At 45.4% G+C, this 19,862-nt stretch carries 14 protein-coding genes; 3 read left to right on the top strand and 11 right to left on the bottom strand.

The genetic code is table 11. The features are described from left to right. Positions 1 to 389: 389 nt before the first annotated feature. The 10 genes from QUA01_RS12375 to nfi all read right to left on the bottom strand — a co-directional run bounded on the left by QUA01_RS12375 (position 390) and on the right by nfi (position 12,792). Positions 390 to 1,472, bottom strand: coding sequence for an AI-2E family transporter (locus QUA01_RS12375; protein ID WP_194065742.1), 1,083 nt, complete (start codon positions 1,470 to 1,472; stop codon positions 390 to 392). Between the two features lie 263 nt (positions 1,473 to 1,735). Further along, positions 1,736 to 2,827 carry a D-alanine--D-alanine ligase family protein gene (locus QUA01_RS12370; protein ID WP_333086852.1) on the bottom strand — a complete coding sequence of 364 codons (1,092 nt, stop codon included), beginning with the start codon at positions 2,825 to 2,827 and terminating at the stop codon, positions 1,736 to 1,738. 120 nt (positions 2,828 to 2,947) lie between these two features. After that, entirely contained in the window at positions 2,948 to 3,349 is a 402-nt protein-coding gene (locus tag QUA01_RS12365) for a hypothetical protein (protein ID WP_333086851.1), read from the bottom strand. 197 nt (positions 3,350 to 3,546) lie between these two features. Then, on the bottom strand, positions 3,547 to 4,887 hold the full coding sequence (miaB, locus tag QUA01_RS12360) for a tRNA (N6-isopentenyl adenosine(37)-C2)-methylthiotransferase MiaB (RefSeq protein ID WP_333086850.1): 1,341 nt from the start codon (positions 4,885 to 4,887) through the stop codon (positions 3,547 to 3,549). 190 nt (positions 4,888 to 5,077) lie between these two features. Beyond that, positions 5,078 to 6,220, bottom strand: a complete 1,143-nt coding sequence (locus QUA01_RS12355) for a DNA cytosine methyltransferase (protein WP_333086849.1) — start codon at positions 6,218 to 6,220, stop codon at positions 5,078 to 5,080. 336 nt (positions 6,221 to 6,556) lie between these two features. Continuing rightward, positions 6,557 to 6,985, bottom strand: coding sequence for a hypothetical protein (locus QUA01_RS12350; protein WP_194013005.1), 429 nt, complete (start codon positions 6,983 to 6,985; stop codon positions 6,557 to 6,559). 330 nt (positions 6,986 to 7,315) lie between these two features. Next, positions 7,316 to 9,319, bottom strand: a complete 2,004-nt coding sequence (locus tag QUA01_RS12345; protein ID WP_333086848.1) for an FHA domain-containing protein — start codon at positions 9,317 to 9,319, stop codon at positions 7,316 to 7,318. 864 nt (positions 9,320 to 10,183) lie between these two features. After that, positions 10,184 to 10,711: an FHA domain-containing protein gene (locus tag QUA01_RS12340; RefSeq protein WP_333086847.1), complete on the bottom strand. Its 528-nt coding sequence runs from the start codon at positions 10,709 to 10,711 to the stop codon at positions 10,184 to 10,186. 597 nt (positions 10,712 to 11,308) lie between these two features. Then, a complete protein-coding gene (locus QUA01_RS12335; RefSeq protein WP_333086846.1) occupies positions 11,309 to 11,596 on the bottom strand; it encodes a KGG domain-containing protein in 288 nt (95 codons plus the stop codon). 542 nt (positions 11,597 to 12,138) lie between these two features. Next, positions 12,139 to 12,792, bottom strand: coding sequence for a deoxyribonuclease V (gene nfi, locus QUA01_RS12330; protein WP_333086845.1), 654 nt, complete (start codon positions 12,790 to 12,792; stop codon positions 12,139 to 12,141). Positions 12,793 to 13,350: 558 nt separating this feature from the next. On the opposite strand from nfi, the gene QUA01_RS12325 reads away from it, so the two are divergent. From QUA01_RS12325 to QUA01_RS12315, 3 genes are all read left to right on the top strand, one after another. Then, positions 13,351 to 14,184 (top strand): prohibitin family protein, encoded by an 834-nt coding sequence (locus QUA01_RS12325; protein ID WP_333086844.1) that lies wholly within the window; start codon positions 13,351 to 13,353, stop codon positions 14,182 to 14,184. A 295-nt stretch (positions 14,185 to 14,479) separates the two neighbouring features. After that, the gene (locus QUA01_RS12320; protein ID WP_333086843.1) at positions 14,480 to 17,491 is read left to right on the top strand and encodes an EAL domain-containing protein; all 3,012 of its coding nucleotides are present in this window, start codon (positions 14,480 to 14,482) and stop codon (positions 17,489 to 17,491) included. Positions 17,492 to 17,624: 133 nt separating this feature from the next. After that, positions 17,625 to 18,341, top strand: a complete 717-nt coding sequence (locus QUA01_RS12315) for a Uma2 family endonuclease (protein WP_333086842.1) — start codon at positions 17,625 to 17,627, stop codon at positions 18,339 to 18,341. Between the two features lie 59 nt (positions 18,342 to 18,400). On the opposite strand, the gene QUA01_RS12310 is transcribed toward QUA01_RS12315, so the two are convergent. Continuing rightward, positions 18,401 to 19,861 carry a DUF1802 family protein gene (locus tag QUA01_RS12310; protein ID WP_333086840.1) on the bottom strand — a complete coding sequence of 487 codons (1,461 nt, stop codon included), beginning with the start codon at positions 19,859 to 19,861 and terminating at the stop codon, positions 18,401 to 18,403. Position 19,862 lies beyond the last annotated feature (1 nt).

Below are 19,862 nucleotides of genomic sequence, written 5' to 3'. Positions count from 1 at the left end.
ACCGTGTAACTAACTTACAACTCAATGCTCTATAATTTTAATTCAAGCATTTGTTAGATCTACTTGCCTGGTAGGGTTTACCCTACAGGGTGGGGTAGAAACCGGACTGTACCCGGCTAATGGCTGATTGCTGTTTGCAAGGGCGATCTTTTGTCAGCACTGGCCAATTGCCACCTAAATGCGATAATACATACTACGGTAGCCGACCCGCATATTCCGTATTTTCTCGGAAGAAATCTTCATCGAATCAGTTTTGTCAACTTAGCGGTCGCGACTGCAATTAAATTAGTTTGCAGTCAAAACCTGAGTCTTGACTGCAAAGGCGATCGGGGTTATTTTACGGGCTGCGAGATCGTTCCCAATTTTAAAATCTCAAATCTAAAATAGTATTATTGCTCCATAGGTTCAATAGCATTAACCTCATCAATTTCCATCGATTTGTGCCTAGAAATTTCCCAAGCATCAACAGCATTCTTAATAAAACCGGCCATCGGCACCGCAACTATCAAACCTGCTAATCCCGCAACTTTCACCCCTATTAGCAGCGACACTAAAATCCACACGGGATTCAAGCCGATAAAACCGCCTAATAACCGAGGAGCTACCCCGCTTTCAATGACTTGATCGATTATGGTAGCAACAGCTAAAACTGTGACACCAAGCCAAAAGTTGTTTAATGTAATCAGCAAACTGACAACGCAAATACTAAAAGGTGCCCCGAAGGGAATCATCGTCATTACACCCACACCCAAACCGAACAGCAAGCCGAAGGGAACTCGTAAAATTAAAAAAGCCACAGTCATCGATAGTCCCATCAAACCCGCCAAAGTTGCTTGGCCGACGAAGTAGTTGTGGAAACTTCGCGCCAGCAACAGTCGCAATTGCAAGCTCAGTTTGGAAGGTAGCCACTTAAATAATCCTTCCCACAGGCGATCGCCGTGCAAGAGCAAGTAAAATGTCAGGACTATTGTCAGGAGAAAATTCACGGCACTGTCTGCCGCACCCAAACCAAATTTGAGGATTTCGCCCGTGAGAAACTGCAATTGAGCTGAAAGTCGATCGTTCAATTGAGCAGTTAAACTGGTAATATCAATGCGGAGATTTCGATTTTCCACCCACTTGTTAAATGCTTCAATCTGTTGCGTCCCAGAAACTATCCAAGTTGGCAGCCTCGTGGCGAGTTCAGTGACTTGATTGAGCAAAATAGGAGCCAGAGTGATAGTTAAAACCACTAATATCAGTAAAGTCAAAAACAATACCGACAAAACTGCCCGATCGCGCTTCAAACCATATCTGCGGAGAAAGCGCACCGGATAATCTAGCAAAAAAGAGAACACTGTAGCGACTACCAAAACGGTAATCAGGGCCCGAAAATATTCAAAAACCAGCAGCGCTAACCAGCAGTTGAGTACCGTTAGCGGAAAGAACAATCCGTAAGTCCACCAATGCGACAGTTGAGTGAAACGTCTCATCTAAGTTAACCCAGTTAAAATTGGAGATGCCTGATGCGAGATTGACACTGCTATTCGCGGTTCTGGGTCAACCATTTTATGTTGAATTTATTTATACCAGCCTGCAGAAAATCATCAGTTGCTCGACCAGCCGCAGAAATTGAGCTGCTGGCAGGCATTGCCTGCCAGAACCATCTTATATCGTTTCCGCCAGTATAAATATATTACCTGCGGAATAACTTACTTTTTGCTGTTGCTACCAAAACAGGATAGCGACTCGCGATTCAACCTTTTTTCCCGTGCCGTTCGAGAGCTAATTGAATTAAACAATCTACTAATTCTGGAAAAGGAATGCCGTCCGCCGCCCACATTTGAGGATACATACTGGTAGCTGTAAAACCTGGGAAAGTATTAATTTCATTAATCAAAACTTCTCCCGTCGATTCAATGTAGAAAAAATCTACTCGCGCTAAACCGGCTGCGTCTACAGCCAAAAACGCTTGAACTGCCATTTCTTGAATTTGCGAGGCGATCGCATCGCTAACTTTTGCCGGGATTGAGCAATCGGATTGTCCCTCAGCATATTTAGTTTCATAGTCGTAGAAATCGCTTTTAAAAGTAATTTCTCCCACCGTAGAAGCTTTTGGGTTGTCATTGCCCAAAACCGCACATTCTAACTCTCTAGCCACCACACCCGCTTCCACAATTATCCGCCTGTCGTAGCTGGCAGCGCTGTCGAGGGCCGCTTCTAATTCAGCGCGCGATCGAGCCTTAGAAATTCCCACAGACGAACCCAAATTCGCGGGTTTTACAAAGCAAGGATAACCCAAACTTTCCTCAATTTTGTCGCACAGTTTGGGGAAAACGCAAGGATTAGACCAAATATCGGAACGGTTGACAGCGACATATTTTACCTGCGGCAAACCAACTTGAGCAAAAGCCATTTTCATCGCAATTTTATCCATTCCCAGCGCCGATCCCAAAACCCCGGAACCGACAAAAGGAATTTGCAATAATTTAAGCAACCCTTGCACCGTACCGTCTTCGCCGTTGGGCCCGTGCAAAACCGGGAACCAAACATCTACGGAATTAAAATTAGGAAATTGCGGCAGTGGAGAAGACAAAGTAGAGTTTTCGGGTTCTCCTTGTGCTGTTTGCGACTCTATTTCCAGAAATTTTCCTGTTTCTAAAACTTGTTGGGGTGTCGCGCCCGACAGCCAGCGGCCGTCTTTTTGGATGTAAAAGGGCAGAACTTCGTATTTAGAGGCATTTGCATCAGCAGCGAGGGCACGGGCGATCGCCCGCGCCGAACTAATCGAGACTTCATGTTCGCCCGATCGCCCGCCGAAGAGTAACCCGATCCGCATCTTCGTCATTTTTCAATACTCCCGGTACTTTTTGACAAATATACACGCACTTAGCGCAGCTAGGCCAGGAAGTATGAGACAGCAAGTGAGAATCGAGGGTAAGGAAACTTGGGCTACTATCAGCTATAGCTACTCCGGCTGTATAGGTTTCACAAAACTGCTGCGAGCCCGAACAAAACAATTACTCGGCCCGCCGACGCCCTCACTTTTTGCCACAAAAAACCAAGGTTTATGTCGATCGTCATACAAAACCCCCAATCCGCTAGGGCCGAGATAGATTTCAAAATTCTGCCCTTGTTTCAAAGTACCAACAACAGGCCAACTGCCAATATTTAAATCTATCTTGCTCCCCGGATCTTCGATTTCCCGAATCGAATGAGAACCCATGCGGCAGTTGAGGCCGTTCGGGTCAGAATCTACCACTTCCCAATATTGGTGCGAAGTTCTTGTATATTCTCCGTCTTCGTTTGGCTGCGGCAAATCTGCTTGTGAAGCAGACTGTTGTTCGTCAAATTCTGAACTTTGTGTCATGAACTTAAACCCTCTTTTCTTAATATAAATTAACTCAATTTAACCCTCCGCCACCAAACAAGGTTCGTAGTGAGGACTTTAGTCTGCATCCATAACAAGGACTCGCATTCCGAGCGATCGAACTAATCTTTCTGTAAGGTGCTTGCGGGCGCACCCTACAACATAATAGAGGTTTTTGGGAAGTTTTGTCAAAGCCCTTATAACATTTCCCCAGTCAAACTAAAAGCGCGAATATCTGTAATTTTAACCCCCACAATTTTACCAGCCAACTGTGCAATATCGCCTTTAAAAAAAGTGAGGCGATTGCCGCGAGTGCGTCCCATCACCTGACTTGAATCCTTAAGATTCTGAACTTCCACCAAAACCTCCTCAGTGCGTCCGAAATAGCGCTGCGATCGTTCCATCGCCGTTGTTGTGACTACATGATTGATCCGTTGCAGGCGATCGGCCTTCACCTCCTCACTCAACTGATTTTCCCACAAAGCAGCAGGCGTTCCCGGGCGAGGCGAATAAGCCGCCGTATTCACCAAATCAAAACCAACATCTTCGATCAACTTCAGAGTCTTCTCAAACTGCGCCTCCGTCTCCCCCGGAAAACCCACAATCGCATCAGCAGTAATCGAAGCATCCGGCATATAACCGCGAATCATATCAACAATCCGGCGGTACTTCTCCTGAGTATAACCCCGCGACATCGCCTTCAAAATATCATTATCTCCCGACTGAAAAGGCACATGAAAATGTTCGCAAACCTGCGGCAACTCCGCACAAGCCTTAATCAATCTTTCATTAAAATAGCGCGGGTGGCTAGTAGCAAATCTGAGGCGATCGACCCCAGGAACATCCTGCACAAAATAAAGCAAATCCGTCAAAGTATGCTGGTTGCTACCGTCCGGTTTCGTCCCCGGCAAATCGCGTCCGTAAGCATCAATATTTTGCCCCAACAAAGTTACTTCCTTGTAACCTTGACGGCCCAACTCCTCCATTTCTGCCCGAATAGCCTCCGGCATTCGCGACTGTTCAACCCCGCGAACATTCGGCACAACACAATAAGTGCAGCGTTCGTTGCAGCCATAAATTACATTCACCCAAGCAGTCACCTTACTGTCGCGGCGAGGCTTAGTAATATCCTCCATAATCTCAACAGCTTCAGTCGCCACAACTTGATTTCCCTGAAAAACTTCTTCCAGCAAATCTTCGAGTCGGTTAGCGTGTTGCGGCCCCATTACTAAATCCAATTCCGGCACTCTGCGAAGCAGCGCTTCACCTTCCTGCTGCGCCACGCATCCAGCCACAACTAAAGTCAAACCAGGTTCTTTGCGCTTGCGATGAGCTTGCCTTCCCAGGTTAGAATAAACTCTTTGTTCAGCATTATCGCGAATCGTGCAAGTATTGTAGAGAATCAAGCTAGCGTCGTTCGGGTCTTCCGAGAACTCAAAGCCCATATTTTCCAGAATGCCGGCCATCCGTTCCGAGTCGGCTTTATTCATCTGGCATCCGAAAGTAGTGATGTGATAGCGGCGGGGTTTAACAGTCATGGCGAATTGCAGGCAAATAAAAAATCTAGGTTTTCAAGCTCAACAAACTATTATAACACTTTTGTGGATAATATCATCTCCAGTTAATTTACCGTTTGTAGGGAAAACTTTAGTCCTCTCTTTTTCTGAGGACTAAAGTTTTCACTACAAACCGAATTAGCGAGGATCATTTTGATAAGCGACTATCTATTTATTTGGAATATAAAAAATGTAAAATTGTTTTAGCAATTCCTTGGGAAGCTAAGTAAGGAACTCCATTCCCCACCGTTTTAAACATATTAGTTAAGGTCATATTTTCTGGTAGCGCAAACTCTTTTGGCAGCGACTGAATAGCCAGTGTTTCAGCAACCGAAAGCCTGCGTATTTTGTATGGGTGCAAGTGAACTTCGTTATTGCCGTAACAAGCAGTAGGCGAATAACGCCACCGGTGCAAACGCTTGTAAGATTTTTTAGAATCATCTCCCTCATCGACAGCAGCAAATCTTTTAATTCCCGCTCTTGGTTGAAAATAGTGTTGGGCATTAGGATGGTTGGCAACATCATTTTTTTGCAACCAAAACTGTACTGTTAAATCTTTGGGAATCCCATCAGGGCAAGGCAAAAAACTATCACCGACAAAGGCATTTATTTCAGGCCAAGGACAAGCAAAAACTTCAGATTTTGGATATAATATCTGATTCGACCAAGGAAATAAATTTTCAGGCAACATCGGGCTATTTTTATCTAAATAAATACCCATATTTTTAACAATATCTTTTTGGAAACCGATTAAAATAATTCTGTCTCTATCTTGCGGGACACCGTATTCGATCGCATTTATTAACCTTTCCACAAAAACATATCCAGAATCAGCCAACTTAAGCTTGAGTTCGTCGTAAAAAGCCTTATGTTTTTTAGTTCTCCACAAACCTTTGACATTTTCAAACAAAAAGAAATCCGGCTGCTGCTGACAAATTAATTCAATGTACGAAGCTGAAAGTTGACCTTTATCTCCTTCCCCACCTCGGTTTTTGCCACCAATAGAAAAATCAGGACAAGGTGGCCCAGCAATAAATCCAATAATATCGTGATGCTTGCGGGCATCCTGCATCAATTCTCGCAAGTGAAGTGCTGGTTTTCCCTCTATAAGTCGAGTCACATCTGCTTCCTCTGCTTCGCAGTATCCGTATTCTGGTAGCGGCAAATTCAGACACTGGCGAGAGTAGCGGTATGCTTGCATAAAAGGTGGGAAAATTTCATTGACATACACTACATTAAAGCCGCTCAAGTCAAAACCGAGGTCAAGGAATCCCGAACCGGAAAAAAACGAAAATATACAAGGAAGAGAGTGCATTAAATCATCCCATTTATTTAATAAAAAGCTTACTATAAATCCGGCTTTGTTATCCCTTTTATCGCTGGGCGGTTGAAACCGCTACTATACACACAAAGTCGGCCTGCGCCGACTCAAAAATCAACAGTGTCTCAAACCCTGATTTCGTATTACTATAAATTCAGTTGAGCGTGTACCTTCGGCTGACCCAAAATAGACTTTTCCTTGCCGGTATGCGCTACCAAATTCTGCCTGATATGGAAAAGCATCTGCGTTTATCTGTGTTTATCTGTGTTTATCTGCCTGATATCTGCGGTTTTACTTCAAATTACAAAAATACGCAACTAAAATCTATGCTTAAAACCACTGGCCGCCTCGAAAACGCCAGTAGGGAAAAAAAATCCGCATTAGTGTTTGGGATGCCAGATAAATAGCCAGCCACACTAAACTATAATGCAGTGCAAAAGCTCCCAAGTCAAAATCTTGGGCAGGTATTCCCGGCAAACCAATAATCTTGATTAAAAATAACACAAAAAGCGCTTCCCAAATCCCGGCAAGCAATTGAAATACGCCGGGCCAATCTCGATCCCAGCGAAACTGCTGGATATAGATATATAAGGCATCCCAGCCGAGACCAAAAATTGCTAGATAGCCTAAAATCAAGAAAAAGATTGAGCCGGATTTGGTTGTCATTAAACCCATAAAAAAGGGCAGTGTTACTAAAACGCCTACGGTTGCAAATAGTAGTAACCGGGTTTGCCAGCGGCCGAATAAGGTGGGGGTCATTCGATTTTAGATTTTGGGTTTTAGATTTTAGATTGAAGGCGAAGATTATTCGATGCTGGATTTTGAATTTTGAATCCCACATTCCGCACGTCAACTTGTAGTATACCAAGTAATACGAAAATTCTGAGTTATTTGACGTTTTATTTGTTTTGTTTGCGTATAAATATTTAGCTTTTTCTGTTTTGGTGTTTGCCAAACTACCAAACAGGTGTAATAATTACATATTACATTTTGAAGTGCGGAATGTGGGTTGAATTATAGATTGAAGACGAAGCTTTTTTAAATCCGTTAAATCCGTTAAAAAATCCGTGGCCGAACTTCTTTTTCAAATTATCCTGGAGATTTATTTAAAATCCACTTTAACCATTGTAGGAACGATCGCCAAACGCTCAATTTGCCGACACCCGGAACTCTGTCAACCGCGAGACTTTCAACGGAACGCAGGGCGGCGTATTGCAAGCCCAAAAAGCTGTCTACCGGCGCGTAAGGCCCCCCCAAAGTAATCGCGCCGGCTGTGTACACCCGGCCTTCTGGGTTGCTAGCAGAAGTGTTTCGCAATTCGGGCACTTCAAAATCGTTGTTAACGCTCAGTCGCCCTAAATTGTTGAGGGGAAGATTGTATTGAGCTACCAAATCGTTTAACAGGGGACTGGTTTTTACCTTAGCGTCCAAACCCGTAGCGTCAATAATAAAATCAGCTTCTAACTTAATTTGCCCCTTGAGTTCTTTTTCCTGAATGTACGTCACTGTGCGGTTTTGACTGTCGCGCTCGACTCGCTCGACTTCGCCGAAGGTAATTTGATACCATCCTTGACTTAAACCCTCTTTGACTATCCGCCGCCAGTCGCTGCGGTTGGCTGTAGTGGTGCCGCCCCAGTCTGCGAGCAACTGCGGGCGCAATTCTGGTTGAGCTTTTTCTAACATTACTCGCAATTCCCCGCCCCAGGAGGCTTTGGGCCAGTTGAAAGGTTGAAATTCGTAGTGATTTTCGACTTGTCGCACGGCGAGGTTAAATTTGTTGCCTTGGGGTTTGGCCGATCGCATCAAATGCAATACTTGAATGTTGTGGTTGCGCTGCCGCGCTTCGTAAATTCGCTGCACCACCCGCGAAGCTACAATTCCCCGCCCTCGAATTAACACGCTGCCGCCCCTCGCCTCCAATTTTTCGTAAACGCCGTCGTGACTTTCGTAAGCGTTGACAACCGACTCAAAATCCTGGGTTTTTTCGCGGTATTCCTGCAAGTCTGGCAAAAATTGAATCGCGGGATAGCCGGTGGCTAAGTGTACGTATTTCGCGATCAAAAAAGCACGATCTCGTTGGTTGGCATTCGATCGAGAATAAGCGATCGCGTACCTGCCGTCATCTGTTTTGCGAATGGCCCGCACTCTCCCGTAGCGAAACATCTGACTCCACCCAATTCGCAGAGTTTCCCTGTCAATCGCATCAAACACATTTCCGGCGCGAGGCGTATAAGTTTCGGCAAAAGTCGGTTCGGCAAACACCCGCCACATCAACTTCAGCGATACAATCAACCGCCCTTTGAGCAATTCCTGCCAAGCTTCCCGCAAAGCATAGGGAGGCCAGCCCCAAATGTTGTCTGGGCAAGCGTCAGAATTCGATCGCAGCCTTTCCTGCAGCGGAATTTGAGAATTTAGGCATAACCGGCGGTAGCGAGCGTAAGGCTGCTCTTCCATGCCCAAAACCGCAATTCGATCGACTTTCACGCCGCAAATTCTCAGCAAATCCACCCAAATAAAGCTGCCCAAGCCGCCCCCAACGGCGGCCCAATCAACTTCGACTAGAGGGAGTCCCATCGATTGGAGCGATCGCACGGTTATTTGATTCGCCTGCAAAAATGCGATCGGCGGAAATTCTCCGCTAGTAGCTGTTTGAGGATGTGGCGAAACCATTGGCGGCGCGATCGACGGGTCTGGCCGATTGGTCTGCGGGTTAAAGAAAATGTGAGAATTGACAGAGTGGATTTCTGCGGAATTCACAGCAAAGGAAATGCCGATCGCGTAGGGCCCGATTTGCAGCATATCGCCGTTGGCCAGCACGCACCGGTTTTGGCGGGTACCGTTGACAAAAGTACCGTTGCGGCTGCCGATGTCAGTAATTACGATACTGTCGCCTTCGGTGGCAATGACTCCGTGAAAGCGAGAAATTTGACTGCTGCTGAGGGCAATTCGAGAAACTCGTTTCCCGTTGATTGTGGCGGGCATAGCTTCAAAAATTCGTCCCAAGGCGATCGGCAAGTCGAGTATCGGAGAGTGACAATCCCCGGTAGTTGTGTCTTTCCAAGTCAGTCGCAGGCGCAAGGGTTGAGGATTCATTATGATGATTTTTTAAACATTAGCCGTCGGCTTTGAGCTTTCTTTGACCAAATATTTTTGAATTTGAGGGTTATGGTTTGATATCAAATCCTCTCTTCATCGGAATAGTAAATTCACTCTTGACTGTTGACTGTTGACTGTTAACCGTTAACAGTTAACATCATGTATGAGTGCAACCGGAATTGATTTGAGATGAGAGCTGATATCACAAACTTTAGTATTTTTAGGCGCACGGGGAGTTAGAAACTACGCAGTTCGGTAGACTTATGCAGGAATTACGCATTAAAACCAAAGAAACCTGGTTTTTTGCCCTTACTCGGGGTGAAAACGCGCTTTTTGGTAAAAAAAAAACCGGTTTATGACCCCCCGTCCGTCTAGAAATATTCTGGTTGCTGGGCCCGACATTTCCCTAGAAACCGGGTTTATACCATTTATAAAAAATGTTGCAACAATAAAATTGTTGGACGCAGTGAAACGGAGGGTTGTTTAGTTCACCCAATGTATTAAGGTGCGTCGCTATTAGATTGTCACTTTTTTTTAGAGATTGTCGATGTATCCACATCCTACATATACTGTTGCATTAATTTGGAAAATTGGTATGAGTCAGGTAAATGCGCGGATATATTTAAGTGTGGGCGGCTTCGGTTCACTTTACCCGCGAGATTTTGAAGGGAAAATGAGCTGGGGGAAACGCTAGGATTTTAGCGAGAGCATCTGGGACATGGCAAAAAGGATGTTTTTTTGAGAGCGATCGCACCTCAAATGCAAAGCACAGATGTACCAGATCCTAGCATCGGCGATCGCCCTAGCCTCTGTCTCAAATCAAAAATTAAAAATCTAGCTACAATCAAAAATCAAAAATCATCAAGGAGAAAGCACCACACTCATCGCCGCAGCCAGAGAAGTACCGCACCACGGACACCCCGCACTCAACTGCGCGTAAGGCGAAACGCGGCTGCACTTGGGACACTGCAAACCATATTTTGAAGGCCCTGTCGGCGGGGAAGAACTTGGAACCGCCGGGCCGAGTAAAACTGTCTGCGGCGCGGCTACTTGTACCGCAGGCGCAGATACCACATCGATTTGCACTTGGCCTAAATGGATCCGGCTGTCGGATCTCAATGTTGCTTCGCCGGAGGCGAGAATTTTTCCGTCTACCAGCGGGGGATTGGTGGGGCGCAAATTCCGCACTGCATATTCTTGCAATTCTCGATCAAAAAATATTTCGATGTGGAGTCCCGATACGCTGCGATCGTCCAATACTAGATCGCATTTTGCCCGATCGCGCCCCAGTCTTACGGTTCCCGGATTTTTGCTCGGCTGTCCGTGTTGAATCGTGTGAGTTTGACGCACCCCAGCCTCTATCCATGTTAAAGTTAGCTGGTTTATCATAATTTTATTGTTCCCTGAACATATAAAATATTTTACCTATTTATATCAAGACTTCGGCTTGTTTTTGGGCTTGCGCGATCGGGCATAAAAGCCAGGTTTCTACGACGAGTTTTGGGTTTTGTAATCAGAATGTCTGCAAAGAAACCGGGTTTCTGACGTCACAAGGGTGATCGCCCAAGCTATACCTCTGATATCATTTTCGGCAGATTAACCGCAATTAGTAAGGTTCGTAGTACGGTTTTTGTTATGGTAATAGATCGGACTTGATGTGAAAAAATATTTTGTTAACTTCAACAAAAAAGCCCCTACTTTGGGGCTTTTCGTATTCCTATCGGCTTTGTTTGAGAAATCGAATCGCGCAGTTTGCAAGCTTTTTTTTCCTGAAAAATTCTGCACCCGACTTGCGCTTTGTTATTGATTTGCCGGCGATTGCTTGCTAATCACTAATGGCTGCGGGGTTTTTGCAGTTGTCAAGCGGGGCGCTGTTTGCGATTTTTTGATGTGGCGATCAAACTCGCTGATTGCGGGAATTCGATCGCCCTACTTCCTCAAACGCGAGCGTTTGCTCGTTTCGTTGCAGCCAAAGGTTTAAGAGAATTAACTTTCGCTCTTGCGGCTTTTCTTACCACCTTCTCGACCAATTTGAGCCATGTGTTCCCGATTTCTACTGACAGCTTCACCACCTTTTTGACCAGCTTGTCTGGCTTCTTCCGAAGTAAATTCGTGGGCTGTTCCTTTCGCGTGTGCAGCTTTTCCACCTTTGCTAGCAATTGCGCGCTGTTTTTCGGCATCCATAGAAGCGAATCCGCGTTTGCTTTTCTCAGCCATGACTGTCTCCTTGTGTTTTTTCTGATTTTTTAGCTCGATCGCGCCTTCGCCTCCCACTGTAATTGGTATTTCCAGTCAGTGGTGAGATATCAGACGGTAAATTATCAAACACCATCGCGCGAATTTAAACTGTTGGTTTAAGTCGCAGAATGACTGTTTTGTAATTTACAAATGTGAACTAAAAATAGTTCACGCCCGGGCACTGTAATTAGAGCCGCCCATGTTTAAGCAGTTTACCGTCTTTCAATCATTCTATAAATTCCTCAACTTTTATACCTCTTTCTCAGGTATAGTCATTCTTTAGTTCGCTAGAAGGATGGAACCGAAAGCCTATTGGCGGTAAACTCAGAGGATTTTTCGACAAGGGGGCGACACTTCAAAAATTTCAAGTCTAAAGACGGATACTTTTTTGGTCTTTTTACTTTTCTTTTTTTGTGTTCCCACCCAAAAATCGATACTTGCTTTCCGACTTCACCCCGGTCGAGATCGAAATTTTAGACAAGAGTTCAATCTCCGGTGATTCACGGCGCTGCAAGTCAAATCCCCAATCGAAAATGCTAGAAATGCGAAAATTCACCTAGTCCTTCCGGGCTTGTCAGTTATTCCGCTGTTAGTCGATCGGCCGATCGAGTTGTTTCAGGCAAGCGATATCTTGGGGTGCAGCGCAGGACGTACTCGATCGCACTTATCAAGTTTATTCTGTGACCGATCGATACATAAATCGGTTTTACCCCTGTTTGCGTCCTCAGCGCTGCCCCTACGATCGATCCATCCTCCAGCAAGGGCTGCCAACTGCCCCGTTCGAGTCCTACTTCTGAATGTTCTCCAATAAATCGAGTTTTGGCAACTCCGATCGTCGCAATTCCCGTCAAAACTCCCAAATGGCAGGCAAGACCGAACCTGCGGGGGTGAGCGAGTCCTTGACCATCGCACAATATCAAATCTGGTTTCAAACTGATATTTTCTAAAGCGTCCAGGACTGCAGGCACTTCTCGAAAAGACAGGAAACCGGGAATGTAAGGAAAAGCTGTAGGACTGCGAACCACAGACTGCTGCTGCAATTGCAAGTCGGGAAAGCTCAGAACTGTGACAGCGGCTAGCGATACGCTGTCTGCACTGTTGTAGCCGACATCTACGCCTGCGACATACCGAACTGTCTCAAGTTGATTTTCGGTAATTACCAATGGCCGGAGGTGTTCTTGAATGGCGATCGCCTCTTCAATTGTTTCGGGCCAAGGGTGTCGCTGCCACATTAGATATCTTGATTCAACCGTTCTCATCTAAGTTTAACTTATTTTCTGCCATTTTTCATCTCGGATTTTGATCCTTGGTCGCTATAAATTCACTACTGATATACGGAGTCTTTTTTATACCCGCAAGGCTTGAGTAAGGCGGGCCCAGACCCATTCTACAAATAGAGTCCGATCTTCACAAAAATTACCTGTTCGAGCCGGATTTTTGAGCTTTCTCAAAAGCTTTTGAGCTTCCAGCGCCCTTTGATAGCTTGCTAAAGGGCGATCGAGCTATCTATTCAATTCTGGATCTAAAATCATCACCATTGTCAAGATATTGAAACATTTATTTATCAATAAATTCAACCTGGCACAAGTCCCATAATTAATATCACAACATTAAGCTAACGGAAATATTATGCTTTTGCATTTTAGAGGCTCTCCGATCGGAAAATTCCTAGGACTTTTATGAATCAAATAAATGAATTTATGAGTTGTTGCATCATTAATATAAAGTTATCATCTTAGATAGCGAAGAGAAAACTAACATCCAGTAAAACAACCTAGCTGAATTAACCTATGAAAACCGTGCAAAGTGTTAAGTACAACCTAGCTCTCTACATCGTCGGTGGCATCGTCTTCATCATCGCCGCCTTAATTTTAAAACCTTTTACCATCGTCGGCCCAGGGGAACGGGGCGTAATGATGCGCTTCGGCAAAGTTCAAGACGCGATTTTAGATGAAGGCATCCACCCGATTTTACCGATATTCACCTCTGTAAAAACTCTCAGCGTACGGGTACAAAAAACTGATTTGAAAGCAGATGCAGCCTCCAAAGATTTGCAAAGCATTACTACAGATTTGGCAGTTAACTGGAATGTTGACCCTGCCAAAGTTAATCAAGTTTTCCAACAAGTGGGAGACGAAGAACAAATTGTTACCAGCATTCTGAGCCCGGCAATTTCGGAAGTTCTCAAAGCAGCAACTTCTAAAAAAACAGCCGAAGAAATTATCACTAAACGGACGGAACTAAAAACAGAAATCGACAACAGCCTCAAAAAGCGTTTGGAACCTTACGGTGTCATCGTCAGAGATGTTTCGTTAATAAATTTTGGCTTTTCGCCAGAATTTAGCAAGGCCATCGAAGCCAAACAGATAGCAGAACAAGAAGCCAAACAAGCAGAATTTACAGTTAAAAAAGCAACCCAAGATGCTCAAGCCCAAATTAACCGCGCTAAGGGGCAAGCCGAAGCTCAACGCTTGCAGCGGCAAACTTTAACTTCAGAAATTTTGCAGCAGCAAGCGATTGAAAAGTGGAACGGCCAGTTTCCGACAGTAATGGGAGGAGGCGGAACTTTGCCGTTAATTAATATTGCGCCGCCGAGTTCTCAAGCTGCAACTAATGTTAAATAAACTGCTGCGGATTGTGATAGCCGGAGCGCGGGGAGAAGGAGAGAAGAGAAAAGGGGGAGAAGGAGTGAGGGTCTGAGGGCATGAGGGGGGAGGAATTCAGGGTTATTTGCTGCGTTCGCGAAAATGTGCTTTTTTTTAAAGGCGCAACACCAATAGTAGAAAATACAGCGAACAACGCTGGGTGAAATCCTGCGTATTTTAACGCCAAGATACAATTTACGTGGCGGACACCCAGAAAAACGCTAAAGTAAGAAACAACTCGGAAATTGTAAAGGTTTGCTTGAAAGTTCGGCTGATGGGAGATCGGGAGAACCAGTCAATTTCTAATTTAGATGAAGTCGGGGATGTCGGCGATCGCCATACGGCCTCAGATCCTCTGTGGCTGCGCGATCGAGCTTTGGCAGTTACTAGCAACGCTATTATCATTGCTGATGCCATTGCACCAGACTGTCCCATACTTTATTGCAATCCTGCCTTTGAGCGGATCACGGGTTACTGCGCCGATGAAGTGTTGGGGCGCAACTGCCGATTTTTGCAAGGTTCCGATACGGATCGCACTACGGTAGCTAAGATCCGCGAAGCCTTGCGCCAAGGTCGAGAAATCCAGACAACAATCAAAAATTATCGCAAAGACGGCACTCCTTTTTGGAGCAAATTGTCTCTATATCCCCTGCGAGACGACAGCGGTAAATTGACTCACTTCGTAGGCGTTCAGTCGGACTTGTCGGAACGCATAGAAGTACAGGAAGCTTTGCAGCAAGCTAACGACCAACTGCAAACGATTTTGGAAGCAGTTCCGGGAACAGTGTCTTGGATTAGCTCGGATTTTCGCTATTTGGGGGTTAACCAGCACTTAGCCAAACTGCACGGTTTGCCGCCGTCGGCTTTTGTCGGTCAAGATATCGGTTTTCTGGGCGCGAGCGAGGATTTTCATTCTTTTGTGGTGGAGTTTTTTGCCGGCGACGCTACGGAAGCGATTAAAGAACTCAGTGCTAAGGTGAAAAATGAGGGCGGACAGTCGGCGGGACATTATTTGATTGTGGCTCAAAAGTACGATCGGGGGAACGCCGCTTGTCTGGTAGGGATTGACATTACCGAACGCAAGCGGGCAGAAGAAGCTTTGGTGCTGACTCGCAAGGCGGTGGAAAGTTCGAGCGACGCGATCGGCATGAGTGATGCCAACGGCACTCACATTTATCAAAATCAAGCGTTTTCTCAGCTATTTGAATGGGACACCGCAGAGGAATTGAAACTCGCTGGAGGTATACCGACAGTTTTTGCAGACTCCGCCGTCGCTACGGAGGTACTGGACACGATCGCCCTAGGCTATTCTTGGTCTGGTGAAGTTACCAACCGCACAAAAAGTGGCGAAATTGTGCAAGTGCTGCTGCGGGCCGATGCTATTAAAGACCCCACCGGGAAAATTGTCGGTCTGATTTACATGAATACCGACATTACCGATCGCAAGCGCACGGAACAAGAACTGCGACAAAGCGAGAAGCGTTTTCGATCGCTGATTGAAAATGCTAGAGACATTATTGTAATTCTGGATGAGAAAGGCTTTTGCCGCTATGTCTCTCCTTCCGCCGAGCGGATTTTGGGCTACCCGACGGCGGAAGTGCTCGGCCGCTCTGTATTTGATTTGATTCACCCTGACGAATTGCCGATGGTGGCTCAAGTTTTCCAAGGTGTCATGGAAATGCCGAAAGTTGGCATAGGATTGGCGGAATACCGAGTGCGGCACAAGGACGGTTTCTGGTGCGTTTTGGAAGCGGTGGCGACGAATTTGCTCGCGGAACCTTCGGTGCGGGGAATTGTCGTCAACTGTCACGACGTGACTGAGCGCAAGGTGGCTGAAGACCAATTGTTGCACGATGCTTTTCACGACGCGCTGACAGAGTTGCCGAACCGCGCTTTGTTGACTGACAGGTTGGGGCAAGCTTTTGCCCGCGTCAAACGGCATCCGAGCTATCAGTTTGCGGTGCTGTTTCTGGATTTGGACAGGTTTAAGGTGATTAATGACAGCCAGGGGCACGGGACTGGCGATCGGCTGTTGGTGGCTGTGGCCCGCCGTCTCTTGACTTGTTTGCGGCCTGGGGATACGGCGGCTCGTCTGGGGGGAGATGAGTTTGTGATTTTGCTGGAAGAAATTCAAGGTGTTGATGAAGCCATCACCCAAGCAAAGGGAATTCTTAAGGCGATCGAACGACCGCTCTATTTGGAAGGTCATAAAGTTTTAATTACTGCTAGTATCGGCATTGCTTTGAGTACCGACAAATATCAGTTACCTGGAGATATTTTGCGCGATGCTGATATTGCGATGTACCGGGCAAAAGCTCTCGGTAAAGCTCGCTACGAAGTGTTTACCAGTGCGATGCACGCTCAGGCTGTGGCTTTGATGCACTTGGAACACGATTTGCGGGAGTCGGTTGAAGAACTGAATTTGACATATTCAATTGTGAATTTCGGAGGTGGGCTGGTGGGGGAAAACTCTCCTTTATCCGAAATAGATCGCCTGCGGGAGCGTCTGAAATCACAATTGGCTACTCCTCTTAAATTGGAATGTCCTTTTACTGTTTATTATCAGCCGATCGTTTGTTTAAAAAGCGGTTCAGTTATTGGATTTGAGGCGCTGGTGCGCTGGCTGCACCCGGAAAGGGGTTTGGTTTCCCCGATGGAATTTATTGCGATGGCTGAGGAAACAGGCTTAATTATGCCTTTGGGTTTGTGGGTTTTGAATGAAAGCTGCCACCAAATTATTCAGTGGCAAAGTTTGAATTTACCTGTGGGAAATTCGCGTCTGACAGTAGCAGTAAATCTTTCCGGGAGACAGTTTTCGGCAACTGATTCGATCGAGCAAATTAAGCAAGTTTTGCTGAAAACGGGTGTTGATGCTCGCTGTTTGAAGTTGGAGATTACTGAGAGTGTGGTGATGGAAGATGGGGAAGCGGCGGCGGCGATGCTTTCGCAGTTGAGAGACTTGGGGATCGGGCTGTGTATTGATGATTTCGGTACTGGTTATTCATCTCTGAGTTATTTGCACAAGTTCCCGATTAATATTTTGAAGGTCGATCGCTCTTTTGTCAGTCGCATCGGGGAAATGGGCGAAAATTTGGAAATCGTGCGGGCGATCGTCATGCTGGCGCGCAGTTTGGGGATGGAGGTAGTGGCAGAAGGTGTCGAAACCGCCGTCCAATTGGCTCAAATGCGGGCGATCGGCTGCGAGTACGGTCAAGGGTACTTTTTCTCTAAACCTCTCGATAGTGAGGCAGCTACAGCCTTGTTGAGGCGATCGCCCAAATGGTGAACTGAACTAAATATTTAACCGGATCAAATTGCTTGATTGTCAATAAGGGCGATCGAGCTTTTCGTACTCAATGCCTTGAGTGTTCAAATCAAAATTGAGTATAATAGAAAACTATCGAGATAGGTAAAAATATATGTCTCAATCTATTGTGCCAGTAGCAGAAGAAAAACAGCTCGATACTTCGCCGACCTTAACTTTTGAAGAATACCGATTTTATCAAGGAGAATCTGATGTAAAATATGAACTGTACAAAGGCAAATTAATCCCGATGCCAACAGCAACAGTTTTACACATCAAAATTTGCGAATATTTAGTTTACCAATTGCAGCGTTACCTAGCTGAACACAATCTCGACTTAGTAGTAAAAACTGGTTTGGGAGTGAGAACAGATGAAGATAAATCTCGGATTCCCGATGTAGTTGTCTGCACTCAAAGTCTTTTGGAACAAGCTGCTGCTAGACCCGGTGCAGGTATCCTCGAATTTGATGAAAAGCCGCTGTTAGTGGTAGAAGTAGTCAGCGAAAATCGCCGCGAAGATTACGTAATCAAACGCGGAGAGTACGAATTAGCGAATGTGCCAGAATATTGCATTGTTGACCCTAAAACTGGCAAGCAAAAAATCCGGCTTTTTGCATTGATTGAAGGTGAAGATGGTTACACGTATACAGATTTCTTGCCGGGTGATGAAATGGAATCTGTAGTATTTCCCAATCTGAGATTATCAGTCAATGAAATTTTAGATCCGCCATTGGTGGAAGGGTTAATTAAGGCAGAACAAGCTCAATTGCAGAAAGCTGAAAGGTTGGCGGCGAGGTTGCGGGAGTTGGGGGTAGATCCTGATGCTGTGTAGGAAATTGGATGAAGTACGTGAAGCGAATTTATCCCGCAGGGAATCGCCCTTGAGGTATCTCAATCATCTAGCGGCAAGTCGCGCAGGAAATAAAAGCGATCGCTTTGCCAATTTTCTCCTTTAATTCGCCCCACATAATTTGTCAAAGGAGAGGAAAGCTCAACTAGAATTTCGTGCAAGTCTTTGGGTGATAACGGTCTAAGTGCATTAGACATTGAATAAGCACCACTAACAGCCTCGACACTTGCTCGTTCAAAACCACTCTTTTCCTGATACTTTTTCAAACTATGCAGAACATCTGATCGCACTTTAATTTCTTGTTCAACTTGCTCAATATATTTAGCAACTTCATCATCAGATTGTCCCGGTTTTAAGTATTCTTTCAGTTTAAATAAATCCACCGAGTTAGGATAGTTGCTTTGAAGTTTAACCAGTTTTTCCAGCGTTTCAGGGTTCATAATTGCCATACCGTGTTTTTTTGCTGCATCCATAAGTTGAGTAGTTGGAACGCCAGGGCCAATAATCAACTTAGTTGCTTTTGCGAGGGTTTCTTTATCTGGGAGGCGTAGCGTTCCTAAATTCAGCAATTGAACTGCTGTATCGTTAGGGATTTTTTTACCGGCTTTGCACTCGCCAACTAAGGGGTAAGGTTTTGAGCATAATAAATCTAAGCCACCAGCACCACCTTTGTGAGCATAATCTATGGTAAATCCCAAAAACTCAAGGCTATCGCGCACTACAATTTCAAAGTCTGTTCCTGCTTGATAGTTGCTTTTGTTTGTATCTAGTTCTTTGGTGCGATTTCCCAAAGCTGCTATGGTATTTATCCAAGCTAAATCCGGTTTGATTGGTTTTACAGGCTTATCGCTACTCCAACCTAGAAACATTTTGATTTCTGCCTCTAGTTGTTTGGCTTTTGGGTTGGTGGTGGATAAATGCACTAATGCACTTTGCAAATCTTCCCATTCTGGATGTTCAGGAGGCTCTAATTTTTCCAGCTTTTGACGGCGTTTGGCAAAGATAGACTCACTCAACACTGGCGTTGCATCAGTAACGTTTAGAGACTTTGGCAAAGATACAAAATTGCCGCTGGGATGCACTGGCATTTCCAGCGGCTGAGGTAGCAGATAAACGCGAAGATGAGTTAGAAAAATATTACGTCGTTGCAGGAGAGTTTGCTGTAATGCCTCTGTTGTCCAGACTGTTAACTGCGACAAAGCCTCTAATGATTCGGAATCGTTTAGTATTTGACACCATTCGCATTTAGCCCAAGCTTTTATCAAAATCGTCTCAGAAGTTAACTGAGAAAATGAGGTTTTAGCAACTGGTAAAAAACTCGATCGGTAGTATTGCTCATGGGGGAGCAAATTAATCGAGATATTGGCTGGATATAGGGCAAATGACCTACCAGGCTCGATGAAAATTCGAGGCATGGCTGCAATCACTCGCCCTTCGATTAAAGCTTCCACATCTGGCGCAGGTAACTGCAAAGCCGTATCAAGAAAAACAGAATAACTCATC

Origin of the sequence: Microcoleus sp. S36a_B3, assembly GCF_036700745.1 — a bacterium.
Taxonomy (GTDB): Bacteria; Cyanobacteriota; Cyanobacteriia; order Cyanobacteriales; family Microcoleaceae; genus Microcoleus.
This window is presented reverse-complemented; position numbering and strand designations above follow the sequence as displayed.